The sequence below is a fragment of the Streptomyces graminofaciens genome, from assembly GCF_030294945.1.
In the GTDB taxonomy this organism is placed as follows: domain Bacteria; phylum Actinomycetota; class Actinomycetes; order Streptomycetales; family Streptomycetaceae; genus Streptomyces; species Streptomyces graminofaciens.
In genome coordinates, this window is the sequence record NZ_AP018448.1 from 7,160,447 (window position 1) to 7,186,055 (window position 25,609).

The 25,609-nt window shown below is 70.4% G+C and carries 23 protein-coding genes and 2 pseudogenes; 16 read left to right on the forward strand and 9 right to left on the reverse strand.

Annotation, left to right across the window (positions count from 1 at the left end):
- The first annotated feature begins 14 nt into the window (after positions 1–14).
- Positions 15–494 (forward strand): nitroreductase family deazaflavin-dependent oxidoreductase, encoded by a 480-nt coding sequence (locus SGFS_RS31005; protein WP_286255180.1) that lies wholly within the window; start codon positions 15–17, stop codon positions 492–494.
- 83 nt (positions 495–577) lie between these two features.
- On the opposite strand, the gene SGFS_RS31010 is transcribed toward SGFS_RS31005, so the two are convergent.
- The gene (locus SGFS_RS31010; RefSeq protein WP_286255181.1) at positions 578–763 is read right to left on the reverse strand and encodes a hypothetical protein; all 186 of its coding nucleotides are present in this window, start codon (positions 761–763) and stop codon (positions 578–580) included.
- An 85-nt stretch (positions 764–848) separates the two neighbouring features.
- On the opposite strand from SGFS_RS31010, the pseudogene SGFS_RS31015 reads away from it, so the two are divergent.
- Both SGFS_RS31015 and SGFS_RS31020 read left to right on the forward strand, forming a co-directional pair.
- Positions 849–992: pseudogene (locus SGFS_RS31015) on the forward strand (transcriptional regulator); the annotation flags it as partial.
- A gap of 384 nt (positions 993–1,376) precedes the next feature.
- Positions 1,377–1,976: a TetR/AcrR family transcriptional regulator gene (locus tag SGFS_RS31020; RefSeq protein ID WP_286255183.1), complete on the forward strand. Its 600-nt coding sequence runs from the start codon at positions 1,377–1,379 to the stop codon at positions 1,974–1,976.
- Positions 1,977–2,316: 340 nt separating this feature from the next.
- Here SGFS_RS31020 and SGFS_RS31025 read toward each other — a convergent pair whose 3' ends face one another.
- Complete coding sequence (locus tag SGFS_RS31025; RefSeq protein ID WP_286255184.1) at positions 2,317–2,751, reverse strand: zinc-binding dehydrogenase; 435 nt, start codon at positions 2,749–2,751, stop codon at positions 2,317–2,319.
- Entirely contained in the window at positions 2,712–3,260 is a 549-nt protein-coding gene (locus tag SGFS_RS31030) for an alcohol dehydrogenase catalytic domain-containing protein (RefSeq protein ID WP_286255186.1), read from the reverse strand. Before SGFS_RS31030 ends, SGFS_RS31025 begins: the two co-directional genes overlap by 40 nt.
- Before the next feature lie 461 nt (positions 3,261–3,721).
- Here SGFS_RS31030 and SGFS_RS31035 point away from each other — a divergent pair, with 461 nt between their 5' ends.
- On the forward strand, positions 3,722–4,048 hold the full coding sequence (locus tag SGFS_RS31035) for a carboxymuconolactone decarboxylase family protein (RefSeq protein WP_286255187.1): 327 nt from the start codon (positions 3,722–3,724) through the stop codon (positions 4,046–4,048).
- 291 nt (positions 4,049–4,339) lie between these two features.
- Here the strand turns inward: SGFS_RS31035 and SGFS_RS31040 are convergent, their stop codons facing one another.
- Both SGFS_RS31040 and SGFS_RS31045 read right to left on the reverse strand, forming a co-directional pair.
- Positions 4,340–5,968, reverse strand: a complete 1,629-nt coding sequence (locus SGFS_RS31040; RefSeq protein WP_286255188.1) for a transposase — start codon at positions 5,966–5,968, stop codon at positions 4,340–4,342.
- A complete protein-coding gene (locus SGFS_RS31045; protein WP_286255189.1) occupies positions 5,961–6,536 on the reverse strand; it encodes an IS607 family transposase in 576 nt (191 codons plus the stop codon). The genes SGFS_RS31040 and SGFS_RS31045 overlap by 8 nt, the downstream gene beginning before the upstream one ends.
- 26 nt (positions 6,537–6,562) lie before the next feature.
- Here SGFS_RS31045 and SGFS_RS31050 point away from each other — a divergent pair, with 26 nt between their 5' ends.
- The 9 genes from SGFS_RS31050 (at position 6,563) to SGFS_RS31090 (ending at position 13,679) form a co-directional block, all read left to right on the forward strand.
- Positions 6,563–6,889, forward strand: coding sequence for a hypothetical protein (locus SGFS_RS31050; RefSeq protein WP_286255190.1), 327 nt, complete (start codon positions 6,563–6,565; stop codon positions 6,887–6,889).
- A gap of 32 nt (positions 6,890–6,921) precedes the next feature.
- Positions 6,922–7,506, forward strand: a complete 585-nt coding sequence (locus SGFS_RS31055; protein ID WP_286255191.1) for a hypothetical protein — start codon at positions 6,922–6,924, stop codon at positions 7,504–7,506.
- A gap of 201 nt (positions 7,507–7,707) precedes the next feature.
- A complete protein-coding gene (locus tag SGFS_RS31060; RefSeq protein WP_286255192.1) occupies positions 7,708–8,250 on the forward strand; it encodes a DUF4232 domain-containing protein in 543 nt (180 codons plus the stop codon).
- Positions 8,251–8,710: 460 nt separating this feature from the next.
- Positions 8,711–9,052, forward strand: a complete 342-nt coding sequence (locus SGFS_RS31065; protein WP_286255194.1) for a hypothetical protein — start codon at positions 8,711–8,713, stop codon at positions 9,050–9,052.
- Entirely contained in the window at positions 9,049–9,702 is a 654-nt protein-coding gene (locus tag SGFS_RS31070) for a YeeE/YedE thiosulfate transporter family protein (RefSeq protein ID WP_286255195.1), read from the forward strand. The genes SGFS_RS31065 and SGFS_RS31070 overlap by 4 nt, the downstream gene beginning before the upstream one ends.
- On the forward strand, positions 9,702–10,118 hold the full coding sequence (locus SGFS_RS31075) for a YeeE/YedE thiosulfate transporter family protein (RefSeq protein WP_286255196.1): 417 nt from the start codon (positions 9,702–9,704) through the stop codon (positions 10,116–10,118). Before SGFS_RS31070 ends, SGFS_RS31075 begins: the two co-directional genes overlap by 1 nt.
- Positions 10,119–10,760: 642 nt before the next feature.
- Positions 10,761–11,924, forward strand: coding sequence for an NAD(P)/FAD-dependent oxidoreductase (locus tag SGFS_RS31080; RefSeq protein ID WP_286255198.1), 1,164 nt, complete (start codon positions 10,761–10,763; stop codon positions 11,922–11,924).
- Positions 11,925–12,144: 220 nt separating this feature from the next.
- A complete protein-coding gene (locus tag SGFS_RS31085; RefSeq protein WP_286255199.1) occupies positions 12,145–13,359 on the forward strand; it encodes a cytochrome P450 in 1,215 nt (404 codons plus the stop codon).
- Between the two features lie 125 nt (positions 13,360–13,484).
- Positions 13,485–13,679 carry a ferredoxin gene (locus SGFS_RS31090; protein ID WP_286255200.1) on the forward strand — a complete coding sequence of 65 codons (195 nt, stop codon included), beginning with the start codon at positions 13,485–13,487 and terminating at the stop codon, positions 13,677–13,679.
- Between the two features lie 232 nt (positions 13,680–13,911).
- Here the strand turns inward: SGFS_RS31090 and SGFS_RS31095 are convergent, their stop codons facing one another.
- Both SGFS_RS31095 and SGFS_RS31100 read right to left on the reverse strand, forming a co-directional pair.
- Positions 13,912–14,436: a hypothetical protein gene (locus SGFS_RS31095; protein ID WP_286255201.1), complete on the reverse strand. Its 525-nt coding sequence runs from the start codon at positions 14,434–14,436 to the stop codon at positions 13,912–13,914.
- Positions 14,437–14,635: 199 nt separating this feature from the next.
- On the reverse strand, positions 14,636–15,013 hold the full coding sequence (locus SGFS_RS31100; protein WP_286255203.1) for a hypothetical protein: 378 nt from the start codon (positions 15,011–15,013) through the stop codon (positions 14,636–14,638).
- Between the two features lie 382 nt (positions 15,014–15,395).
- Between SGFS_RS31100 and SGFS_RS31105 the strand changes: the two genes are divergently transcribed.
- The 3 genes from SGFS_RS31105 (at position 15,396) to SGFS_RS31115 (ending at position 20,875) form a co-directional block, all read left to right on the forward strand.
- Entirely contained in the window at positions 15,396–16,763 is a 1,368-nt protein-coding gene (locus tag SGFS_RS31105) for a helix-turn-helix domain-containing protein (RefSeq protein WP_286255204.1), read from the forward strand.
- Positions 16,764–16,786: 23 nt separating this feature from the next.
- A complete protein-coding gene (locus tag SGFS_RS31110; RefSeq protein WP_286255205.1) occupies positions 16,787–16,999 on the forward strand; it encodes a hypothetical protein in 213 nt (70 codons plus the stop codon).
- A gap of 1,077 nt (positions 17,000–18,076) precedes the next feature.
- On the forward strand, positions 18,077–20,875 hold the full coding sequence (locus SGFS_RS31115) for an alpha/beta hydrolase (RefSeq protein WP_286255207.1): 2,799 nt from the start codon (positions 18,077–18,079) through the stop codon (positions 20,873–20,875).
- Positions 20,876–21,304: 429 nt separating this feature from the next.
- On the opposite strand, the gene SGFS_RS31120 is transcribed toward SGFS_RS31115, so the two are convergent.
- On the reverse strand, positions 21,305–24,421 hold the full coding sequence (locus SGFS_RS31120; protein WP_286255209.1) for an FG-GAP repeat domain-containing protein: 3,117 nt from the start codon (positions 24,419–24,421) through the stop codon (positions 21,305–21,307).
- Between the two features lie 323 nt (positions 24,422–24,744).
- Positions 24,745–25,255: pseudogene (locus SGFS_RS31125) on the reverse strand (multicopper oxidase domain-containing protein); the annotation flags it as partial.
- Positions 25,256–25,609: the final 354 nt, after the last annotated feature.

Below are 25,609 nucleotides of genomic sequence, written 5' to 3' on the forward strand. Positions count from 1 at the left end.
CGGAGACGGGCACCATGCCTCTCATGGGCGAGTACGAGCCGAGCGCGATGAAGTTGGTACGCGAGCAGGTGGAGTTGTACGAGAGCTCCGGCGGTACCGAAGGAACGACGCTGGGCAGCCTGATCGGCTGGGACGACGCGGCAAGGCGGGACCTGCCTGTCGTCATCCTGACCACCCTGGGCGCGAAGAGCGGCAAGATCCGCGAGTCCCCGCTCATGCGGGTGGAGCACGACGGCTCCTACGCCGTGGTCGCCTCCTCGGGCGGGGCCCCCAAGCACCCGGTCTGGTACCACAACCTGGTGGCCGACGCCCGGGTGGAGCTTCAGGACGGCCCCGTACGACAGGACATGCTGGCACGCGAGGTGACCGGCGACGAGAAGACCGTGTGGTGGGCGCGAGCCGTCGTGGCGTTCCCCGACTATGCCGAGTACCAGAAGAAGACGGACCGTGAGATCCCGGTCTTCGTTCTGGAGCCGACGGCCGCAGCGCACTGACGCGCAGACCGTTGTCGTCGCCTCGCAGGGACACGTGCGAGGCGACGGCAACGGCAATGCCAGATGTCCGGCCCCCTCGATCGTCACCAGCCGACCATCAGGGAGGAGACGAGCGGCTTCGGCCAGTCCCTCCTGGGGGTGTAGCCGGCCGATGCGTCGTCGATGACGAGCGTCGGAGCGGTGATCTTGGGTAGGTCGTTCCACCAGGTCGGATCGGGGTGGTGGATCCGGTGCACGAGCGAGGTGGCCGCGGCGAAATCGAAAGGCACCGCACTCGGCACTTCTCCGCGAGAGGGTCAGCCAGGGATTGGCGGTCTCTGGATAGCCGACCGGGAAGCAGCGACGATGGTCGGCATGGACAAGAAGGAACTGGCGGAATTCCTGCGTCGGCGGCGTGAGACGCTGCGCCCCCGCGATGTCGGCCTGGTCGAGGGCCCGCGCCGGCGCACCCAGGGGCTGCGCCGCGAGGAGGTCGCCCAGCTCGCCGGCATGTCCACCGCCCCATAGGACACCAGCAGCTCACCCCCTGAGCCCGCGCATCCAGCGCCGGCGACGGACGCGTCGTGCAGCGCGTCGGGTGCGCGTGCGCCGGAAGGCGAACGGCGTGCACGATGACGTCCTGGCCGTGCTCACCACCGAGGGGCGAGGCTTAGGCCCATCTGTCGAGGTCGCCTCGGACTCGGGTCGGGTCCGGGCGCGGCCCCACGCCGTCGGCCCCGGTGATCGGCCACGCTCACACGTGCCGCTCCGGACCGGACGCCCTCGCCCGCCCGATGCACCCCTGCGCACCGGCCGACCCCTCGCTCCCCGGCAACCCGTCCCCGCGTACCCGGTGTGGATCGAGGACGGAAACGTGTACGCACAAGTGACAGGAACCCCGTGATGGACGCACCGGACGACACCGCCACCGAGCGGGCCGATGCCGCCAGCAACCGTGCCCGGCTGCTGGATGCGGCCGCCCGGCTGATCGCCGAGCGTGGGGCCGAGCACGTGACGATGCAGTCGGTCGCGGAGGCGGCCGGGGTGGGAAAGGGCACCCTCTTTCGCCGGTTCGGCGACCGCGCAGGGCTCCTGCTCGCCCTCCTGGGTGAGGCCGAGGCCGAGTTCCAGGAGGCGTACACCGAAGGTCCCCCGCCGTTGGGCCCGGGCGCGCCTGCGGGGGAGCGGCTGGAGGCGTTCGGCTGTGCGCTGATCGAGCGCGTCGCCGCCGGCGCGGACCTGGGCGCCGCGCTGGGCCGCCAGGTGCTCCACGAGCGCCGCCAAGCCTCCGACACCGGCCGCGCCTTCCACCGCCACGTCTCAACTCTTCTGAAGGAAGCGGGAGTTGACGGGGACCAGGACATGCTCGCCCACGCCCTGCTCGCCTACGCGAACTTCGAGACGACGGACTACCTGCACGTCGGCTGCGGGGTCCCCGTCCCACGCCTCCAGTCCACCTGGGTGCACCTGGTGCGGCTCGTGACCCAAATCGGCGGGCCCTGAACCTCGGCCTCCTGGTGGGGTGTCGGCTCTGGGTCATCCGGAACTTCCGGCCTCCTGGAGGGGTGTCGGCTGTAGGTCGTCCGGAACTTCCGTACGGCAGTCCTGCGCGCCACGATCGCCGATCCCCGCTTGGACGTTCCGTCCGACGTTCCGTCCGACGTTCCGTCCGCCGTCGCCCGCGTCGGCGACCGCCTCTACCTGGCCAACGGCCGCATCGACACCAGCCCTGCGCCGGCCACGAAGCGCAATGTCGTTGCAGTTCCCCTCCGCCGGCCAGTGTCCGTGCGGCCCGGTGCCGCCCGTGGGGACGGGCGGGCGGCACCGGTGGCAGCGGGCCGGGTCAGTCGGCGACGGTGATGACGATCTTTCCCCGGGCGGTGCCGGAGGCGATGGTGGCCAGTCCCTCGGCGGCGCTCTCCAGCGGCAGCACCGTGGTCACGTCGACGGTGAGGGTGCCGGCGGCGGCCGGCTCGGCCAGCGGGGCGATGTCCTCGCGAGTGGGCGCGGCCATGACGTTGCCGCCGGTCAGGCCCTGGGCGGCCAGCGTCTGGTCGTCGGCGGCGCCGAGGGTGGAGGCGACCTTGCCGCCCTTGCGGACCAGGTCCAGGGGCAGGGCGTCGGGGGCGTAGGCGATCAGGTCGACCAGCGCGTCGACGCCGTCGGGGTGGGCGGCCCGGACCTGTGCGGCGACGTCGCCCCGCGTGTAGTCGATGACGGTGGCGGCGCCCAGGCTCTTCACCCGGTCGGCGTCGGCGGAGTCGGCGGTGGCGACCACGGTGACTCCCCAGGCGGCCAGGAGCTGCACGGCGTGGAGCCGACGCCCCCGCTCGCGCCGATGACCAGCACGCTCTGACCCACCTCGGCCGAGACGATGTCCACGGCGCCCAGCGCGGCGGCTCCGGCCAGCGGCAGGGCGGCGGCGCGGGTGAAGTCCAGGCCGGCGGGCTTGGATGTGACGGAGGAGGCGGGCAGGGCGTACTCGGCGAGCGTGCCGGCCTGGATGGGCGGGACGAACGGGATGTGGCCGACGACCTCGTCACCGGGCCGCACGTGATCGACGCCCGCGCCCACCTCGTGCACGATGCCGGCGACGTCGCGGCCCAAGGTCAGCGGGTAGTGGTGAGCGGCCATCGCGGCCATCATCCCGGCGGCGACGGCGTTGTCGACGGCGTTGAGCCCGGCGGCCTTCACCTTGATCAGCACGGTGCCCTCGACCGGCTCGGGCACGGGCACCTCGGACAACTGCGGCTGTGCCCCGGCGGCCGGGACGTGCAGTGCGCGCATGACGGTATCTCCCCTGCGAGTTGAGTGAGTTGGGGCGGCATCAGGGGGTGGGCCCGCCTCTGATGCCAACGTTGTGCGCGCAACGCCATGCTGGGTCAGCGACGAGGGCCGTACAAAAGGCACACGTGTGTGTGCGGCCCCGGCCCCTGGACCGGCCAGGGGCCGACCGGGACCGCTTCGGCGGCCGAAGCGCGTCCGGAAGAACCGGTCGAGATCGCGGCGGTCGGCGGGGTCGGTGACGGCAGTGGCTCCCCGGCGGCCGGGTGGGAGCGCAGACCGTCGATCTCCCGACGCGGCATGCCGTGCCTGCGAAATCGGTACTTAGAAGTAACAACCCCCCTCTCTGCGAGAAATTAACGCAAAACGGACTTAAGGTCGAGTGGTGGGGGCTGGCCCGAGATGCGGCGCCCTTGCTTCCGCGCACTGTTCCTCGTCGTACCCAACAGGAGAGGCGACCCGCCATGGCCACAGCATCTGAAACCCCCGTACTCGACACCCTCGCGGCAATGACCGTCGACTCGGTCGAGCGGTGCGGGCTTACCCCGGACACGTTCATGCTCACCCGCATCGCGGCCCTCGCCGCTTCGGACGCTCCGCCGATCTCCTACGTCTCCCACATCGACCCCGCGATCCAGGCCGGCCTGACCGCCGAGCAGGTGCAGGATGTCCTGGTCGCCGTCGCCCCCATCGTGGGCACCGCCCGCGTCATGACGGCAGCCGGCAACATCGCCAAAGCGCTCGGCATCGCGATCGCCGTCGCCGACGCCGAGGCCGAAACCAAGGGGTGACCAGGAGTGAGCGTAGAGACGTCGCCCTGGGTCTCTCTCGCTCCACCGGGGCCGTGCCTCTGCATCTGAGGCGTGCGGCCCCATGCGGCCGGCAACAAAGAACCCCCGGGTCTCCGACCTGGGGGTTTGTACGCGACGTCGGTATCTCGGGCTCTGCCCGCGCCTGCGGCACCGGTGCCGCAGGCGCGGGCAGACATCAGTCGATGCGGGCGCAGAGGTCTTCCGTCGTCCCGTGCACCAGGCTCACGGACTTGTACCCGACGGAGCTGATGTCCATCGTGTAGACCGTTCCTAATCAGTGAGCAGGAGTGAGTCTTGGACCCATTCCTGGTCACTGCGGACACCCCGAGCGGTTTTGGATGTCCTGGTCGCCCGCGTACTCGCCGCGTCCGGCGGCACGGATCGTGTCCGTGGTCCGGGGATGCGGGGGCGGGGTCCCTCACGCTCAGGGGCACGCCGGTCGGCCTGGACGGTCCGATGCCCGTGCACATCGCTCTGGTGTGCACGGGGCGGTGTCGTCCGTCGCCGGATCGGGTGTCCCTGGGCGCGTCGTCCGATCGCGATGCTCGCCGCATCGTGCCGGGTGGTCTTACGGTTGGGGTTGGCCATCGGCTTTTGCCAGTGCTGCGCGCCCCACTTGCTGGTGTAGGCCGGGTCCACGGCGATGATCGCGATACCTGTGGCGTCGGCCATGGAGGCCAGCCGGGCGCGGAGCCTGCCCGTCGGCATGCCGGAGATGAGCTGGCGGAATCGGCGCTTGCGCCCGTGCTTCTCTCTGGTTTTCTCGGCCTGGAAGTCGAGGTCTTCGACCGCGATGGCCGTGACGCCGCAGCTCTTGGCCCAGTTCAGCAGCCGCGTGAGGGCGTGCCGTATTTGGGCGTCGCGGCGGGGGGCGTTGCCGGACAGGTCGTAGAAGAACCGGCGCGGTCGGCCGATCGGGTTGCCGTGAGTGTCCAGGCGCCATGCGGCGAGGTGGTCGGCGTTGGTGTCCACGCCGATCACGCCATCGGCGAGGGCGGCTTCGAGTGGGATGGTCTTGGTGGGAGGGATCTGCCAGGAGGCGTCCACGTACCAGCGCCCGCGTCGAGTGTCGTAGTGGATGCGGTAGGCCACGGCCCGGTTCGCCTCAACGCGGTCGGCCCGCTCCTGCCCCCGGTGGGGGAACCGTGCCTTCGCGGCGAGTACGTACCGGCCGTGCTTGGCGTTCGCCAGGTCGGCGAGCGGGGCCGGGAGCTTGATCGATACTTCGCCCTCGGGCGTGATGCGGATCGTCTCGTTGCCGAACCTTTTCCCTGACTCGCCGTCCGCCTGAAGAAACCAGCGCTCGGCTTCCCACCGCTCACGCCACTCGGCCTCGGTGAGCTGCGCCTTGTCGAGGTTGTGGCGGGTGCCCAGCAGACGTTTACCGCCACGCACGACATGCACCCGGCCCGCTTCCCTCTCAGCCCGAACCTGGTCGAGCCGGTCCTCCAGCACATGCAGCCGTCGCGTCTTGTGGAACCACTCGTGCGCGGAGCGGTAGCCGCCCGGAGCCCGCTTGGTGCCCTTCTCCCCGGCCGGCAGCGACAGCCGGTGCCGGATCGTCGTGATACCGGCTTCGAGGGACTGTACGTGTGCGGCCTGGCAGCGCCGGGCGAGCGCCCACTGGTCATGCGTGGCCTTCGTGATCGACCCGGCCCATCTGGACGACGACTCGGCCGTCAGATCCCTCTTACGGGCCGCCCATGACTCGGTGGAGTGCTCCAGGCCGTCGGCGCAACGCGCTTTGAGGTCCTTCGAAGCGAGCGAGCCCAGGTGCGCCCCCACCAAGCGCAGAACCTTCTCATCCCCGGGCGTGAGGTCCCCCAGCCGGGCACGTACCGCCACACCGGACGGGCCGAGCACCACGAACGGCGCGGCAATCGGGCGGAGGTCAGCCATGCTCGGCGGCTTCCAGTGCCTTGCGGGCGCGGTTCTTCGCCGACCCGCGCCCATACAGGCGGGCGCAGAACGAGGTCAGTACCTCCATCATGTCCCGCACCAGGTCGTCTTCGACCTCGCCGTCGTCCATCACCAGCAGGCGACGGCCCGTCGCGGACAAGGCGGCCTCGACAAGCTCGACATTCATCCGGCCGAGCCGGTCCTTGTGCTCCACCACCACACAGGTCACGTTCGGGTCGGCCAGCAGACGCCGGGCCTTGGAACGGCAGCCGTTCATCCCGGAAGCGATCTCCGCCTCCACACGAACGACTTGGTGACCGGCCTTCGCTGCCCACGCCGACAGCCGGGCGACCTGGCGTTCCAGATCGGTCTTCTGATCGTGCGAGGACACGCGGGCATACAGGCCCAGACCGCCGATGGCCTCGGGCGTGGTGTTCGCGTCGATGTTCACCAGGATCGTGCGTGGCCCGACCCGCTGAGCCGGTACCGGCAACGTCCCTTCACGGAACCAGCGATACGCGGTCTGCGGATGCACGCCCTGCGTCTTCGCCCATTCCGTCAGATTCACACCCTGACAACGACACTCACTCATACATGGTTACGCTCGCTTACCCGACTTCACGGACCAGCAGGTGGAGACCCCTCACCATCCCGCTCGGCTCCCGCGTCACCCGGCCGATCTCGTTCACCGCGCCGGCCAGCGGCTCCCGCGTGTACCTGGTGCTGTCGACCACGAAGTCGGGCAGTACCACGTTCACCGACTCGGTCGAGTACCTCAAGCTGGGCAACTCGTCGAGCAACGTGGACGACGCCGCCACCACGGTGACGTACAACGGCAGTTGGAGCCACACGAGCAACGAGAGCGGCCCCTACGCCGGCACGACTCCTACAGTGACACCACGGGTGACACGGCGACGCTGAGCTTCGTCGGTACCGGCGTCACGCTGCGCGCCGTGACCGCGCCGAGCCATGGCATGGTGAGCGTCTCCATCGACGGTGGGGCCGAGGCGCTGGTCGACCTGTACTCGGCGGCGCGCACCGGCGACGTCTCGGTGTGGACCGGCCCCCGGCTCACCTCCGGCAAGCACACGATCCGGGTGCGCGTCACCGGCACCAAGCGGGACGCCGCGACGCACGACTGGGCCACCGTCGACCGCTTCGAGATTCGCCAACCAACCGGTGGCGGGCACGAACTACCGCATCGCCAACCGCCACAGCGGCAAGCCGCTCGGCGTGGCCTGTCGTGTCGTCGCTCCCTGGCGCCGAAGCCGAAGCCGAAGCCGAAGCCGAAGCCGAAGCCGAAGCCGAAGCCGAAGCCGAAGCCGAAGGTGGTTCAGAGGATCCTGAACGTCGTCGTCGCGGCCAGAGCCGCCCGCTTGGCGATTTGTTTCATGAAATTCGCCACCTTTCGGAAGCCGACAAAGAGCGAATCGGTATCGACTGTCAATGCGAGCCGGTGGTGGACCAGGTTGCTTCGCCGCGGCAGAGTTTTTCGAGTTTTGCCCTTTGGGGCAACTTCGATGGCGGAACGGGCATGAACCGCGACGGTCGCCAGGTCATGAGGGCCTGTCAGCTTGCTGCCGGATCCCGAGTTCTCGTACGCGGCCACAGTGAGGAGCCTGGCTGTCGGAAAAAGTTCTGCGGTACACCGAACCTCCCCCGGGCATTGCACATCTTCAGGTGTGTAGGCGCGCACTGACCTCGCGCGCCGATTCTTATTCGAGGGGAACTGGAAATTCATGAAGAGCAAGCTGACCGCCGTGGCCCTTGCAGCGATCGTCGTCGCCGGCACTGCCGCTGCCGCCGTCCCGGCCTCTGCCGCCCCCGCCGAGGCCGAGCCGGCCCGCTGCCACACCGCCGACCTGAAGGCCGGCTTCGCCATGGGGGATGACGCGAAGCCGGAGATGGGGCAGACCGAGAAGCAGACCCAGGCGTACATCTGGTTCACCAACCGGAGCAAGCACACCTGCACCCTGTCCGGCTTCGCCGGTGTCGACATGATCGGCGCTCAGGAGACCGACGGCACCTGGTCGCTGGCGCGCTCCTCCAAGAAGCCCGAGAAGATGATCCTGGAGCAGGGGGACACGGTGGACTTCAGCATCACCCTGCTCCCGGTGGCCAAGTCCACGCCGAAGAAGGAGAAGTTCGTTCCGGCGAAGTTCCTGGTCACCCCGCCGAACGAGACGAAGCACTTCACCCTGGAGTGGCCGTTCGGCGGCCAGATCCTCAAGCAGGACGGCGCGACCCACCCGGGTACCTACCTCAACCCGGTCGGGCTGTAACCAACTGGACAGCCTCTGAGCTTCCCTTCAGTGTCGCTGATGGCCACCGCAGGACTCCCGGAACGAGCAGCAGCCTCCGGGTGGTGCGGTGGCCACGTCTGACACGCGGCACGCCCGGACTTCTCGCCGGGGCCTGGCCGGCAGACTTCGTCGGGGGACGGCCGGCCGGGCAGACCGGCGACGGATCCGACGATGCCGCACGGTTGTCCGTCGACGGATGGCGACGGCGACGCCCAATTGCCCCCCGACGACAGCCGCGTGTCCGTGCATTGCGTGACACGCTCGGAATCCTCGGCCGAATCGTCCACCACGTGTCTCTTCCGTGGCGCCGGACGCCCGTTGCGCATGCCGGTTTGGCAGTGCTTGACTTCGCAGGCTCGGGACCGTGCGACGGGCACGGACAGCCAGAACCGACAACAGCTACCCGCGTACGGGCGGTTCACGTCGGAAGGGAGAATGCGTGAGCTGCTTACACGCGACCAGATGTCCCCTTTTCCCCTACCTCAGGTCGAGTCTGCAGGGCTGGCGCGACTACTACTGCGACAGCGAACACGAATGGCGCGACTGTGCGCGCTACCGGATGTCGCTCACCGGTGAGCGCGTGCCGATCAGCCTGCTGCCCAACGGAAAAACGGCGCGCTACATCGACTTCACGGGTACCGACGCGGCCCCCTCCGACCCGTCCACCCCCACCACCTCCGTTCCACAGTCACCCGACCCCAGCGGCCGGCCCGGCTCACGGGAGCCTGGCTCCGAGGGCGGCTGGAGCCGGTTCGTCACGTGGATGAGAGGCTCCGCATGAGTGCCTACTGGCCCTGGTGGGCGGGGGCCGTCGCGCTGGCCGCGCTGACCGTCGGCTACACCCTCGCCACCGATCGGTCCTTCGGCGTCTCGGGCGCGTGGGACCGTGTGCTGCACTGGCGCCGCGAACGCGAACTCGAGCGGATGGAAGAGGAGTTCGCCGACGAACGCGCTCTCACCGCCGCGCTCGTCAAGGCCGGCGCCGACCATTTCGCCACCCTCGCGGCCGAACCGGCCCCAGCGCGTCAGTCGCATGTGGAGCCGGCGTCGGGCCCGCCCGTCGAACCGCAGACGGCTGAGGACCCGGCGGTCACGCGTCAGCGCCCGGCCCCGTTGGTCACCCAGGCCGCCCTGCTGATATCGGTTTTCGTCGGCGGGCTGATCGCCTCCCTCTCCTCCGGGCGGTTCCACCTCCGCCTCGACATGGGACCGGGTTTCCGGGACCTGGTCACGGCCAACTCGGTCGGCATGGTCGTCCTGCTGTTCGCGGGAGGCGTGCTGGTCGGCTTCGGTACCCGACTGGCCGGTGGTTGCAGCTCCGGCCACGGGCTCAACGGCTGTGGTCGGCTTGCCCCGGTCAGCATCGTGGCGACGGCGACGTTCTTCGGTACGGCCGTCGCCGTGTCGTTCCTCCTGTGGAAGGTGATCTGATGCGTACCCGGGGCGGAATCCTGCTGGCCAACATCGTCACCGGGTTGGCGCTCGGCTTCACCGTCACCAGCATCGGCTTCGGTGACTACGCCGAACTGAACCGCATGTTCACCTTCCAGGACCTGCGGATGCTCCTGTCGTTCGCCGGAGCAGTCGTGATCATCGTGTGCGTTTTCGCTCTGCTGCGGGTCCGTCGCACCCCGGGGCGCATCCACGCCGGCGTGATCCCCGGCGCAGTGCTGTTCGGCACGGGCTGGGCGATCTCCGGTGGCTGCCCGGCGATCCCGATCATCCAGGTCTCCAGCGGTTACCTGCCCGCACTGGTCACGATCGTCGGCATCGTCGTCGGCGTCCGGCTGTGCCGCTGGGCCAGGGGCCGGCACCTTCGCATCGACAGCGGCTCGTGCGAACTGTGAGACCCGGCCGGAGCCGAGCCGCCCTCAGGGCCCGTTGTGGGCACGCTGTGGGCACGGCGCCGTGATGGAGGAGCCGGCAGCGGTCGGGTAGGCCCCTTCCTGGCTCGGTGTGTTTCAACGCGATCATTCACGCGGCCGGCCGCTCGGCCATCCTCGCGAGCTCTTCGTCCGAACCCGGCACGTCCCCCTTCTCGGAGAAGTGTCGGGCATGGACCTTCACAGAAGACCTACCAATAGCTTGCTTGACTAAGGCAAATTAAATGTGATTGCCTAAGTCAGGCAAGGGGAGGTGTGCCGGGGTCTGCGTCCTGGCCGACCCCGACCCGACCTTCACCCCGCCCGACGCGCGCCCCACGACGCGGCGGGAGCCTCGCGCCCATCTCTGTATCCCCGGTCTCCGTCCCGTCGGAGCCCCCTCACCGAGGAGACACGCATGACAGACTCATCGACCTGCTTAGGTGCGACCGCACCGGCACCGATCACCCCCACGCACGTGCAAGGGGAGACGACCCCGCGGGCGAGGCAGGACGAGCCGAAACGCGTCGCGCTCCTGTCGAGGGAGCACTCCGAGCACCATCTGCCCGGCACAGCACGGGATGCCGTGGCCATCCGTCCCGCGACGGCGACCCGCCTGGGGGAGCGATGAGGCGCGTCCTGATCGTCGGGGCCTCGGCAGCCGGACTTGCGGCGGCCGAGACACTGCGCCGGGAGGGCTACGACGGCACGCTCACCCTCGTGGGCGACGAGCCGACGGCCCCCTACGACCGTCCGCCGCTGTCCAAGCAACTCCTGTCCTCGGAATGGGAGTCCGACCGGCTCGCCCTGCGCACCCCCGCCGCCTTGGCCGCCCTCGACCTCGACCTGCGCCTCGGCGTGGCGGCGACCGCCCTCGAACTCGCCTCCCGGACAGTGCGGTTGGCGGACGGCTGCGAAGTGCCGTACGACGGACTGGTCATCGCCACCGGCGTACGGCCGCGCCGCCTGCCCGGAACGGGCGCGCACGTGCTGCGCACCCTCGACGACGCGCTCACTCTGCGGGAGCGGCTCACCCCCGGCCGACGGCTGGTCGTCGTCGGCGCCGGCTTCCTCGGCGCGGAGGCCGCCGCGGTCGCCCGGAAGCTGGGCGCCGAGGTGACGCTCCTCGAACCCGCCGCCGTACCGCTGGCGCACGCGGTCGGCGCCGAGGTCGGGCGGATGCTGGCCCAGGCCCATGTGGACCAGGGGGTCGACCTGCGCTGCGGGGTCACCGTGGCCGAGGCGACCGAGGGCGGCGTCCGGCTCGCCGACGGCTCGCGGATCGAGGCGGACGAGGTGCTCGTGGCCATCGGCTCGCTGCCGAACACCGAATGGCTCGACGGCAGCGGTCTCACGGTGGCCGACGGCGTGGTGTGCGACGAGTACTGCGAGGCGGCGGAGAACGTGTACGCGGCCGGTGACGTCGCCCGCTGGTACAACCCGCTGTTCGGCACCTCGATGCGCATCGAGCACCGCACCAACGCCGCCGAGCAGGGCATGGCCGCCGCCCGCAATCTGCTCAACCCCCAGGCGCGCAAGCCGTTCGCGCCGGTGCCGTACTTCTGGTCCGACCAGTACGACATGAAGGTCCAGGCGCACGGCTTCCTGCGCGGCCACGACGAAGTCGCCGTGGTGGAGGGCGACTTGGCCGACCGGCGGTTCGTCGCCGCGTACCGCACCGGCGACCGGGTCAGCGGTGCCCTCGCGGTGCGCATGCCGCCCAAGGCGATCCGGCAGTGGCGCCAGGCCATCGAGACCGGGGCGCCCTGGCACGAGGCCGTGGGGAGCTGACATCCCCGGTGGACGGACCGAACCGGAGAACCGGGCCCCACGGCTGATCCCCGGGGGTCGGCACACACCGAGGACCCCGTCCCCGTCGCCCCGGTCCGTCCCCACCCGGGGGCGGCCGGACCCGCCCCCGCACTCCCCGAATCCCCACGTACAAGCCGCTCGCCCTGTCAGAAGACCGTTCCGGCCTCCAGCTGGATCACTGATCGAAGGAGCCCCCACCATGACCGGCGAAAACGTACTCGATTACCCGTTCGACCAGCCCAAGGCTCTGGAAGCGCCCCGCGAGTGGGCCGAAGCCCGGGCCACGTGCCCGGTGACCCACGTCCGGATGCCCAGCGGAGACGTCGCCGGCCTCGTCACCGGTTACGACGAGGCACGCGCGTTGCTCTCCGACCCCCGGTTCAACCGGCGCCTCGACCATGAGGGCGCGGCCCGCACGTCGACCACCGAGGACGGCGGGATGTTCAACCGGGAGAACAAAGCCCTGTCGCAGATGATGAGCGAGGGACACCGGCGGTACCGCCGGCTGATCAGCCCGGCGTTCACGGTGAAGAAGATGGAGGCCTGGCGCCCCCGCATCCAGCAGATGACCGACGAACTGCTGGACGCCATGCTGGCCAAGGGAGCACCCGCCGAGCTGCGGGCGGAGTTCGCCCTCCCGCTGCCGGTCCGGGTCATCTGCGCGCTGCTGGGTGCGTCGGCCGAGGACCAGGGCAGGTTCGCGCACTGGTCCGACGTCCTGATGACGACGACGAAGTACACGCAGGCCGAGGTCGACGAGGCGCGGCGCGAGTTCGAGGCGTACGCCTCGGACCTGGTCGAGGAGAAGCGGGCGAACCCGAGGGAGGACCTGCTCAGCGAGCTGACACAGATCTCCGACAGCGAGGACGGCCGGCTCAGCCACGCGGAGCTCATCTCCACCGTGGTGGGCATCCTGGTCGCGGGGCACGAGACCACCTCGAACCAGATCGTCAAGATGACGGCGTTGCTGCTGGAGGACCGGCAGCTCTACGAGGCCGTGATCGCCGATCCGTCACTCGTGCCGGGCGCGGTCGAGGAGGCCCTGCGTCTGGACCCCGTCGGGGGCCTCGGCATTCCGCGGTTCATCTCCGAGGACATCGAGGTGGGCGGCGAACCGGTCCCGGCCGGAACCACCCTGTTCGTCAACCTCAGCGCCGCGGACCGGGACGAGCGCAAGTTCCCCGACGCCGACCGGTTCGACCCGTGCCGCCCGAACGCCCAGCAGCACCTGGCCTTCAGCGCGGGACCGCGTTTCTGCATCGGCCAGACGCTGGCCCGGGTGGAACTCCAGGTCGTCCTGGACACCTTCGTCCGGCGGCTGCCCGAACTGCGGCTGCGGGACGACCCGGACGCCCTGCGCATCCGCACCGGGGTCGTGGCCACCGGCCTGGAGGAGCTGTGGGTCACCTGGTGACAAGCGGCTGGTGAGCGGCGGGAGAGCCGCGACGCGGAGAACTCACTGTGACGCCGCGGACAAGCGGAGCCATCGGACCATCGGACCCATCGGACCCATCGGACCCATCGGAGCAAGGAACTGCCATGAAGATCACCATTGACGAGGAACTGTGCTGCGCCAGTGGCCTGTGCACAGTCAAGGCCGGCGAGGTGTTCGACCAGCGGGACGAGGACGGAATCGCGGTACTGCTGGCGGAAGCCCCCGCTGCGGAACACCATGACGCCGTCCGGGAAGCGGCCGCGGTCTGCCCCGCCGCGGCCATACACATCATGGAATGACCGACAGCGCTTCGACTGCCCCGCCGCCTTGGCCGCGGGGCAGCCGACAGCCGTGAGAGCGGCTTGGTTGTCGCTCTGAAAGGCACAGCGAGGGCGCAGCGAGGGCTCAGCGATGGCACGGCGATGGCACGGCGTCGCCGATGATGGACCCCCGGAGTGCATCCGTCGACTCGCCACCCCGGTGCCCTGTCCCGGCCGGGACAGGGCAGGGCGGGCGGAGCGGGCCGCGCCGTTAGCGGGCGCTCGTGGTGGCGATCTCGGAGATGTGGTTGTACCGCTCCACCAGCACGAAAAGCTTGGTCTTCTGCGTCGTCTTCCCGCTGCCGAAGGTCAGCGTGACGATGACCTCATGGCTGTGACCCATGGTGCCGTTGTCGGTCACCGTCCACCGCGCCGGGACGTTTTGGGCACGCAGGACGCCGTCCGCCCCGTTCTTCTTCTCCCAGGCCGCCAGCCGCTTGGCGAAGCCGGGCGTCAGGTAGTGCTTGCGGAGCGCCGTGGCCAGCGTGACGTCCGGGTCCGTGTAATCGCCCTTCGCGTCGATGTACGCGCCGTAGAAGTCGGCAACCCGGGTCACCACTTGGCCGGACCTGCCGCTGACCGACTGCGGTGCGGCGGTGGACGCCTTCGCGGGGGCACCGACAGCCGCCTGTGCCGACACCTGTGTCGACACACCGAGTCCGACAGCCAGGACGAGGCCGGCGGCGACGGCCGCGCGGCGGCCCTGACGACGGTGAGCGGGGGACTTCCTGTTCATGTGTGTCTTCCTTTTCTGATCCGTATGTGATTGCTCTCGGCCGGTTCCGGCTTTCGTGCCGAAGGTGCCTGCCGATTTGTCGGTGGCGGCGGGAGCCGTGGGGTGCGGAACGCCACACCTGCAACGGTGGAACGCGCCAACGGTGGAACCGCCCCATCCCTGCTGAACTGCGGAAGTGGCCGCCGCCGTTCGAGCGGATTCAGCAGGTGGAACTGCTGGAGATCTTTATTCCGGTGACGCTGTAAGCGTTCGCGAACACGGTTCGGGAATTCGGCCCCAGGCAGATCGAGGTCCCGTCCTGGAGCCGTAGATACGCCACGTCGTCGTTCCGGGTGTTCACGACGTAGTAGTGCGGCCGGGGCCTGACCGTCTGGTAGGAACTGGTGACATCGCGGTACGTCGTGATCGGCGTGCCCGCGTTCCAGGCGTGCTCGTCCACGTAGAAGCAGACATAGGGGTACGGGCAGCCGTTGGTGGGGGACTCCGCCTGCGCTGCCGATGCGCCGGCCACGGACATGGCTGCGACGGCCACGCCCGCGCCCGCGAGACCTGCCGCCGTTCGGATGACGGACTTCATCAAACCTCCAAGAATTGAGTGGATCGTCTGACACGGCAGATGCAGATGCAGATCGTGATCCGTTGCGGATGCCGCTGGTCAGCAGGGGCGAGGCCGGTGCTGCGACGAGTACGGCAACCGGCGTGGTGAGCGTGTGTGACGACGTATCAAGCGCGGTGGCCATGGAGGCGACCGTTCATGCATGCGTCTCGGCCGTCGCCGATGCCGGTTGGTCGGTCCGGCCCTGGTCGGTGCGACACCAAGAGCATCGACGGACACCGGAGTCCGGCGCAACGACTGCCGCCCCTTTGGCGACGGTGGAACCATCCCAGCCCATCTGACGTGCAGGGATGTGAGTACATGGGATACGGGATCGCGGGCGGACGACGGAGGAACGGTATCGATGCAGGACGATGTCGAGGAGTTCGCGGCGCTGCTGCGCCGGCTGAAGGACCGTACGGACCGGAGCTACGGCTCCCTGGCCCGCCGCCTCGGCATGAACACCTCCACGCTGCACCGGTACTGCGCGGGCGAGGCGGTGCCGCAGGACTTCGCGCCCGTGGAGCGGCTCGCGGCCTTCTGCGAGGCGACACCGAAGGAGCGGCTCGAACTGCACAGGCTGTGGTTGTCGGCGGTGGGGGCTCGGCAGCGGGTGCGTACGGCCGGTTCGGCGTCGGCGGCGGCATCGGCCGCGTCGGCACCGGCATCGGCCGCGTCGGCTGCGGCACCTGCACCGGACACGGACACGGACGGGGCACTCGTCGAGGAGAGCAGCTCCGCGGAGCAGCCCGGGGACGATCCAGCCCCGGACGAGCCCGCCCCCTCTCCCTCTCCCTTCTCCGCTCCCCGCCCCTGGTACCGCCGCCGACGGGTTCTGGCGTCCACCGCCGTCGCCTGCGCGCTGCTCGCCACTCCGGGCAGCGTGTCCGTCCTGTCGAACGACCGCTCCTCCGCGGCGGACGCCTCCCGCCCCGCGGGCCTGCGGACGACCGCCTCCGGCGCAGCCCACGGTTCGGCGAAACCGCCGGCCACCGCCTCCCCGTCCCCTTCCCGGAGCTCCGCGTCGCCCAGCCCCGGGCAGCAGAACCCCGCCCCGTCCGCGACCGACAGCGGTCCCGCCTCGGCCACGAAGCCGACCACCGGCCTGCCCCTCGCCTGGAGCACCGACTCCCTGGTCTGGGACAAGGGGTGCGACCACGACTACGTCATCGACAAGCCGCCCGCACAGGTGCCTCCGCCGCCGGTGGAGCAGGACGCCGGGGTGTGGGCGGCGACGCAGGGCGCGGTGCACGGGCGGCATACGAGGGTGCAGATCTCGGTGCAGGGGCGGTCGTCAACGGCCGTGGTCCTGAAGGCGCTCCACGTCCGCGTCGTCAGCCGCGGCAACCCGGCCGCCGGGAGCGCGTACGCCATGGGCCAGGGCTGCGGCGGTGAGCTCAGGCCCCGCCGCCTCACCGTGGACCTCGATGTCGACCGCCCCATCGCCCGCCCGAAGGACGGCGCCGACAGCGAACACACCATCCCGGCCGTGCACTTCCCGTACCGTGTCTCCGCCGAGGACCCGGAGGTGCTGCTGGTCGACGCGACGACACAGACCTACGACGCCCGCTGGTACCTCGAACTCGACTGGTCCTCCCAGGGCCGCACCGGCACGATCCGCATCGACGACCACGGCCGCCCGTTCCACACCACCAGCATCAAGGGAATGCCGCACTACTGGTACGGCAGGAACGACGCAGACGAGCGTGCCTGGGTCCCCTACGACAGCTAGGGGCTGCGTCGACCACGGCCGCAGTGACCGTGATTCCCCGCTGTTCCCCGCTCGATCTGGTGCGGCTCCAAGGCGAAAAAACCGTCAATCTTCGCGTTCACGGCAATTTTTCGGCCTCCCCGGGCCACTCAGTGCTGTCCGGCCATGGGGAACAGACATCGGTCGAAACCGACGGCGGAAACCTGATCAAGAAGACGATCACCCACCACAACTCGGGTGGCACAGCACTCAAGTAGGCGGAGACACGCAGCCGGTCGGCCCCACTTCGATGGGGTCGGGTTCGTCCTCTTCGTCAGGCTGAGGCCTCCTCGGCTGGTACCGGCCACGCTGCCGTCGGCGCGGGCACCAGCCGAGGAGCCCTTGGCGAAGGAGACGAACGTCTTGCCACGTGACGGCGGGACGCAAATTCAGCCGCCTACCGTCAGAGAAGGAGTACGTCGTGGCTGCTTCACACGAATAAGGCACGCGGCGACTGATCACCACGCACAGCAAAGGCCCGGGTCTCTGACCTGGGCCTTCACCATGGAGCGGGTGACGAGAATCGAACTCGCGCTCTCAGCTTGGGAAGCGACGGCGCTTGCGCGCCTTCCATGGCCCTGACCTGCGCGGACTTCGTCCCGAAGGTTCCCCGGACACGGACGTGGGCGGGGCGAGCGCCAGGACGCGCTCGCTGACCCGGCACTCCCATCCGGCCACGTCGGGCGAGGCTCTTCAGCGGGGTGAGGACCGCGACGTGGACCGCGTCCCCGGCCGGCCTCAGCCGGGCCAGGGCGTCGGTGCGGGCTGTTCCTTTGAGCTGTCCGTATCGGGCGCGAATGCTCTCGGGTGCGGTGACGAGGATGTGGGCGATCTGGTTCAGGGCGGCGGTGCGTGCTTTGACCGCGGAGCGGGCGGCGTTGTGCAGGGCGCGTGGTGAGGACCTCCTGGACCCGCCAGTGGGCCGGGATCGGCGCGTCCGGTTGCGGTCGGGTGAGGCGGTTGCCCAGGCCTCCCTCTCCGCCGACTCCCGCCCGGCGAGGAGGGCATGGGACGTGCACACCATGAGCACGCCATGCCCCTATGCCACCTACCGGGCGGGCACGCCGCCGTACCCGCGTCCGGGGATCAGCGAACAACCCTCACCTGCACGGACGTTGGCTCACAGACAGACCAACTGCCCCTGGTGACACGTGTTCTGTTGTCCGGAAGGAGTGGAAGTTGTGCGAATGCTGTGCGAGGAGGTGACAGAGCGATCGGATGTGTTGCATTTGGTGCGTCGGGGGAGCCCGGGGCCCGTGGGGTTCTCGGGGCACTGACCATGAGGAGGAACAGAAGTGATCCGTGTCTCGCGCGTGACGGCCGCTGTGGCAGCGGCCCTCGCGCTGGCGCTGGCGTCGCCGGGGGCGGCGCAGGCGGCGCCGGAACCGGACCCCGGGCTGCTGTCCGCTTCCCCGTCCGCGGGGCTTCCCGAGGGCTGGCGGACCACCGGGTCCGGGGAGTCGGCAGAGCTGGTGTGGCGCTCGCCCGAGAAGGTGCCGGTGGGCGATGCCCAGGTCGAGTTCCGCAGCGGGGAACGCCTGTTGGGCATCCCCAGACCCGCCGCGGACGGGCGCACCTTCCGGCTGCCGCTCGACGGGGTGAGCCTCGGAAGGACGGACGACCTGCGGGTCGAGGCCGGAGGGCGCCGTCTGGACGCGGCCGGAGCGAAGGCCGCGGCCCGTGAGCGCCGCGGACTCGACAGCTCTTCGGGCCCATCGCGCCTGCCCCGGGCCGCGACCGTGAACAAGGTCGACCCCGGTGTGGCCGGCTCGTTCCGTACGACCAGCGGTGAGTACTCCCTGCCATCGGTCCACCTGCCCGGCTACGACACCGAGGTGGAGATGAAGGCCGTGGTGGTCGCACCGAAGGGCGCCACGGGCAGCCGCCCCCTGGCGCTGTTCCTCCACGGGCGCCACGCCACCTGCTTCAAGGGCGACGACCTGACCCTCGAATGGCCTTGCCCGGCCGACCACGAGCCGGTGCCGAGCTACCGCGGATACCTGCACGACCAGCAACTCCTGGCCTCCCAGGGCTATGTGACGGTCTCGATCTCGGCCAACTCCGTCAACGCCCAGGACTGGCAGGCCGACGACGCCGGCGCCCAGGCCCGCTCCTCGCTGATACGGCTGCACCTGGCCCACTGGGCGGACTGGGCCGCCGACCCGTCCACGGCCCCCGACGTCGTACGACGGGCGCCCCGCGCCGACCTCGGCCGGGTGCTGCTGGTGGGCCACTCCCGTGGTGGTGAGGGCGTCGACCGGGCCGCGCTGGACAGCCTCACCCCGCCGCCCGCCGACCAGGACGGCTACCACGGCAAAACCCGCTGGACGATACGCGGAACCGTCCTCATAGGCCCCACGATCTTCGGCCAGAACCCCGCACCCGACGTGCCGTCCGTGTCGATCCTGCCGGGCTGCGACGGAGACGTCATCGACCTGCAGGGCGAGTACTACGTCGACGGCACCCGTGGGGTCAGCCGCGGCAAGGCCCTGCACAGCGCGGTCTACATGACGGGTGCGAACCACAACTACTTCAACAGCGAGTGGACCCCCGGCCAGGCCACGGCACCGGCCGACGACGACTTCTCCTACGGCGGCGACGGGCACGACCCGCTGTGCTCGCCGGGCACCGCCACCCGGCTCACCGCCGAGCAGCAGCGGAAGGCGGGCTCGACGTACATAGCCGCCGCGGCCCGGCTGTTCGTCGCCGGTGACGACCGGGTCCGCCCGCTGCTCGACGGGTCGCCCGCGCGTGCAGCCTCCGCCGGACCCGCCCGCGTCCTCACCCACGCCGTCGGCGCCGCCCGCTCGGGAGCGTTCCTTCCGGCCTCCTCCGCCAAGGTCAGCGGCGGCGGTCGGCTGTGCGCCCAGGTGGACCCGGACCCGAAGGTCTCCTGCCTGGACCCCGCCCTCAGGACCGCTTCCCCGCACTTCACCCAGTGGCGGAGGGTGACCCCCGGCAAGGAGCCGGGCCGGTACGCGCTGGCCATGAACTGGAGCCGCTCCGGCACCGCCACCCGGTTCAGTCCCGCCGCTCCGGTCTCCCTGTCCGGAGCGAAGAAGTTGACCCTGCGCGTGATCGTCCCGCCGAACACCACCGGCACCGAGCTGGACGTCGCCCTCACCGACACCTCCGGCAAGCGGGCGAACCTCGGCCGGGTCCGCGTCGACGGCCTGCCGGGCACCTCCCGCACCTCCTCCTACTGGGCGCGTGAGGTCCGCGTACCCCTGTCCGCCGAGACCCGGAAGCGCATCGACCTCGGCCACGTCAAAACCCTGCGCCTGACCCCGCGTACCGAGTCCGGGACGGCATGGCTGGTGGACGCCTACGGCTGGCGCCCCGGCACCCCCGTCGTCCAGCCCGCCAAGCTGGCGCGCGTGGATGTCGGCAACCTCACCGTCAAGGAGGGCGACTCCGGCTCGCGCACCTACCAGGTGCCGGTACGGGTGTCCGGGTCGGGCAGCGGCGAGGTCCGGCTGTTCGTGGAGGAGCCGGGCAGCGACTTCCCCGTCGCGCGCACGGTGAAGGTCCGGGCGGGCACCCGCGTCGACGTACCCGTGACGGTCGAGGGCAACACCCGCTACAGCTCCGACACGGCACACCGGGTGGCCGTCAAGACCGTACGCGGCGCGGTGGTCGGCTCCTCCCTGGGCGGCGTCACCGCGCAGAACGACGACCCCCAGCCCACGGTGACCATGACACCGGTCGCGGACCAGGTCACCGAGGGGCAACCGCTGGTCTGGCGGATCACCCTCTCCGCCGCCGCCGACGTGGCCCTGTGGACGGACCTGCAGCTGCTGCCCGTCTCCGACGGCACCGAACTGTCCACCGGGGACGTCCCCGCGACGTGGCTGGACGAGCACTTCGGTGCCTCGCCGGATCCCGAGCGGCCACTGTCCGCACTGCCGGACGGCGCGCTGCTCATGTCCGAAGTACCCGCGGGCAGTCTGAGCATCGACATGTCCGTGCCCACCGTCACCGATCAGCTGAGCGAGGACACGGAGTCGCTGCGGCTGCGCCTGTGGACCTACGACGCCAACGGGGAGCCGGTCGAGGGCCCGGAGTTCACCGGCACGGTACGTGACGCCTCCTAGCGGAGCACCCGTGCCGTACGAGGCACCATGAGGTGCCGTCGGCCCTCCCGCTCCCGGCGGGAAGACCGACGGCACCGCCACGCCGCCCACCGCCACGCCGCCCACCGCCACGCCGCCCACCGCGACGCCGCCCACCGCGACGCCGCTCATCGGACGCCGGCAACCGGGCCGGCGCCGTCCCTGCAGCACCGTATGGCCGCGTTCACCGTCTCCTGTCGTGGTCGCCGCGAGCCGGTACGACGGAGCCGCCTCGGGGAGGCTACGGGCCGTCGGGCAGGGCTACGACGCCGGTCCGGCGGGGTCTGGCGACGGGCTATATGTCCCCCCTCCACCCCAGGAGCATCAGCTGTGCGCCGACATCACGCGGGGCGTGCGAAGGCGCCCGGTGACATCAAGTCTCCGGGCGCCTTTGGAGGACCAACCCGCCACCTAGGAAAGGGACTTGTAGCCGCTCCAGCCGCTCGCGATCCGCGTCCGCGGACCGAACGAGCCCTTGCCGTCACCGCTGTTGCGCCACAGGTTGCCGCTGGTGTCGCGGGAGACCAGGTCCGGCCTGCCGTCGTCCGTGATGTCGCCGACCCCGACGACCGCGTTGTACGAGCCGCCCCAGTCGGACAGCACCTTGACGCGGGCCGCGAACGTGCCGTCGCCCTTGCCGTTGTAGCGGTAGAGGTTGTTGGACGTGTCCTGGGCCAGGAGGTCCGCGTTGCCGTCGCCGGTGATGTCGCCGGTGCCGACGATCTTCTTGTAGCCCTTCCAGTTGTCGTAGAGCTTGACGCGGGAGGCGAGCTTGCCCTCGCTCGTGCCCTTGTGGAGGTGGACCGCTCCGGTGGACGAGTTCCTCGTGATCAGGTCCGGGCGGCCGTCGCCGCTCACGTCGCCCGGCGACGTCAGGGCGTCGTACTGCGTCCAGCCGCTGGTCGCGAGGGTCGTGTACGACGTCGACGGCTTGACCGCCGCCCCGCAGCCCGGCTTGTACAGCCGCAGTGCGCCGCTGCTGTAGCGCACGAGGACGTCGTTGCAGCGGTCGCCGCTCAGGTCGCCGAAGGGGATTGCCCTGACGCTCGTCGGCCAGCCGGTGCCCGTGTACTTGTCGCCGAACTTGCCCGTCCCCGTGCCGCTGTGGAAGGTCAGCCCGCCCGAGGAGTTGAGGGTGAGCAGGTCGCCGCGGCCGTCGGCGCCGTCGGGGCTGACGAAGTCGCGGCGCACGGCGGCGCCGCGTTGCAGGAAGCCCTCGCCGCTGGTCACCGTGTTCGCCGCGGTGGTGCCGAGGCCGGTCGCCCTCAGAGTCCAGGTGAAGTGGCCGTTGGGGAAGTAACCGCCGCTCGCCGTCTTGCCGTTCCAGGTCGTCGTCACCCTGTCCGGGGTCGCGCCGCCGGTGAGCGTGCGGGTGGCCTTGCCGTTCGCGCCGCTCTGCACCGAGGTGAAGGTGAGCGACCAGGAGGTGACCGGGCGGGACAGCACCCAGTCGCCCTCGAAGGGCATGCCCGGGTCCACATAGCTGCCGGCCGACGTCTCGAAGGCCGTCACGGCGGACGGCGCGATGCCCGTCGTGGTGACGTGGGTGCGCTCGTAGTCGTCGAACCAGGCGACCAGGCCGGTGTACTCGTCGACCGTCCAGCGGTAACGGCGGTCCGCGGTCAGGCCCTTGTCGGCCAGGTCGGAGGCGATCGTGCGAGTGGTGCCGGTGGCCGCCTCGGTGAGCACCAGCGTGCCCGCGCCATGGTCGTGGCGGACGGTGAAACCGTCGCCGAGGAGCACGTCACCGGGGGTGACCGCCGTCGACGTACCGGCCTCGGTGTCGTACACGCCCGCCGAGTCCGTCCCGCAGGCCCAGTACACCCAGCGGCCCGCCGCCTGGAGTTCGCTCGGCACGCAGGCCAGGCCGGGGACGGTCACCGTGCCGAGCGTCTTCGCCAGCGGGATGCTGTACGAGGTGAGCGTGCCGGCGGTGGTGGTGGCGCTCCAGAGAGTGGAGCCGTTCAGAGCCGCGGCGCGCACGGACCGCTTCAGCTTCTGGCCCTGGCCGAACTCGCCTACGTACTGCGCCGGGGTGGTGCCGCCGGAGTTGAAGACGGCGTAGTCGTCGGAGACGTCGACGATTCGGCCGCCCTGGCCGCCGAAGTCCAGGTAGTGGCCGCCGATTTCCTTCAGCCGGTCGTCGCCGATGCCCTCGCCCTCGTCGGTGCCGCCGTTCGCGTCGAGGTAGACGTCCTCGGCGTCGACGTTCCCCCACAGCGCCGAGCATGTGGTGCCCTCGTACGGGCAGAGGGCGGCGTGGATCGAGCCGCTCGCCGTGGCCTCGGACGCCGTCAGCGTGGCGGAGCCGTCGGTGGTGAGAGTGCGCACGGACGTGGTGTCCGCGGTGGCGTTCGGGTCGTCCTCGGCGACGCGCAGGCTGCCGCGGCTGAGCGCGATGCCCGTCTTGGCGTTCTCCACCGCCGGGGCCTGCCGGACCTTCGCCGGCTTCAGCGTGCCGTCCTCGGCCTGGCTCACCCGCTGCACCCACCAGTCGGTGGCGTCGGTGCCGCCGGTGACCAGCGCGCTCTTGTCACCGGCCGCCAGCGTGTATTCGCCGGCGCTCGCCAGCAGGGTCTGCTGCACCGAGGGGTCGTTCACGTCGACCGCGAGCAGCTTGGAGCCGAGCGAGCTGGAGGACAGCGGCAGCAGCAGCCAGTCGCCGACCAGGACCGGGTCGCCGTCGAGCGCGCCCGGGTGCGCGGGCAGCGTGACGACCTGCTCGGCGGCGGCGAGGTCGGTGCGGGACTTCAGGTGCAGCTCGGCGGTGCCGGCCTGGTACCAGCCGATGCGGTCCTCGCTCATCACGTAGTGCGAGGCGTAGGTGGCGTCGGCGAACACATCGGTGTTCACGGCCGAGTCGACGTCGATGTAGCCGATCGTGCCGGTGTCGACCGACCAGAGCACGCCCGAGGAGTCCGCGGCGAGGACGTCCGTGCTCCCCACGGCCGTCGGGTCACCGGTCACCTTGCGGGGGCGCCACTCGCCGTCGACCTTGTCGATCAAGGAGTATGTGGTGACGACCGTGTCTCCGGCCAGGGCCCGGTAGTAGCCGTGGGTGGTGGAGCCGGCCCAGCTCAGGCTCCGGGTCGTGGCCGTGGCCGGGTCCCAGAGACTGACGGACGAGGACGTCACCGACGACGACGGCAGGGCGATCAGGTCGCTGTCCGACCCGTACCAGGCCGTACGGCACTCGGAGTCGATGTAGTAGCAGTTCGAGGACGGGGTGTAGACGCTGCCGTCGGCCTTCTCGACGGTGACGGTCCTGCCCGTCGCGTAGTCGGTCCACAGCATGCCGGCCCTGCCGGTCTGCCGGTGCAGGAAGCCGCTGTCGCCGGCCACGTACGGGCGGTCGGTGCGCGGTGTGGTGGTGCTGGGGTCGACCAGCGTGATCGCGGTGGTGTCGGCTTCGGTCGCTTCCGCGGATCCGCTGCCGTCCGACAGGACGACGGCGGACGCGGCCACGATGACCGCCAGCGAGGAGACGGCGGCGGCCAGCCCGCCCCGTCCCGGGGCATGTCTGCCCACGTAAGTTCCCTCCCCTGCGAGGGCCCGTGCCCTCGCACAAATTGCCGGATCTTATCAGGGGGGTGGTGGAGGCAAGGGCGTGCTCCAGGTGAAAGGGGGTGGGCAGGCTTTGGCCCCGGTCTGGGGAACGACGGAGCCAGGGTCGGTGGATCCGTCGCGAGATCGCCCGTTCCGTCCCGCCCAGGTAAAGAAACGACCTGTCACAGCAATCTCAGGTCATGCGAAAGATCCCCGAGGCCTCAAGCCTCCGTAGCAATGCGGCCCAGGACGCGCACCGGCGGCTGGGTGGCACGCAAGCACGCCGCATGCCACCCAACGCGAGGTCATGCCTGGTAAGCGACGTTCGTCATCATCCCGGCCTCGCCGTGGTAGGCGTTGTGGCAGTGCAGCATCCACTGGCCGGGGTTGTCGCCGTCGAAGAAGACGGACAGCTTCTTCTTGGGCAGGACGATCGCGGTGTCCTTACGGGGACCGGAGTCGCCGAGCCGGTAGGTGTGGCCGTGCGGGTGCATCGGGTGCCACAGCGCGTATGGCGTCGGCCTCGACCGTCATGATCAGGCCGCTGCGTTCCCTCGGCCGTACGGACGCCGCCGGTGTACGGCCGGAACCCGTACGGACCAGGGCCAGGCCCCCTGCGTTCTTGCCCTCGGCCGCGGCGACCAGGGGGAAGACGCCGTCGCCGAGGGTGACCAGGACGTCGTAGCGTTCGCCCATGCCGATGAGCAGGGCGTCCACCTGCTGGTGCCGGACCGGGTAGCCGTCGGTGTGGGTGACGGTCAGCCGGTGGCCGCCGAGCGCGACCCGGTAGGCGGTGTCGGAGCCGGCGTTGATGACAGCGGTGGCGGACTCGTGTTGATGATCTTGGGCAGGGTGCTCGTTGCCCACTTCGCTCTCCGGTGTCGTGGCGGGCCGGGGCGCGTGATCGGCAGGTGTCTCCGTACGCGGCTCGCCCTCTGGTTCGCCCGCTGCCGCTGCGGCGGGGCAGCGGGCTGGTACGCCGGCGCCGCGGGCGGGATGCGTTGGTGACCACCGACAGGGAGGCCAGGGTCATCGCGGCGGCGATGAACGGGCTGAGGCGGATGCCCCACACCGGGTACAGCGCTCCGGCGGCGAGCGGGATGCCGGCGGCGTTGTGGACGAGGGCGAAGAACAGGGTCTGCCGGATGCTGCGCATGAGGGCCCGTAAGA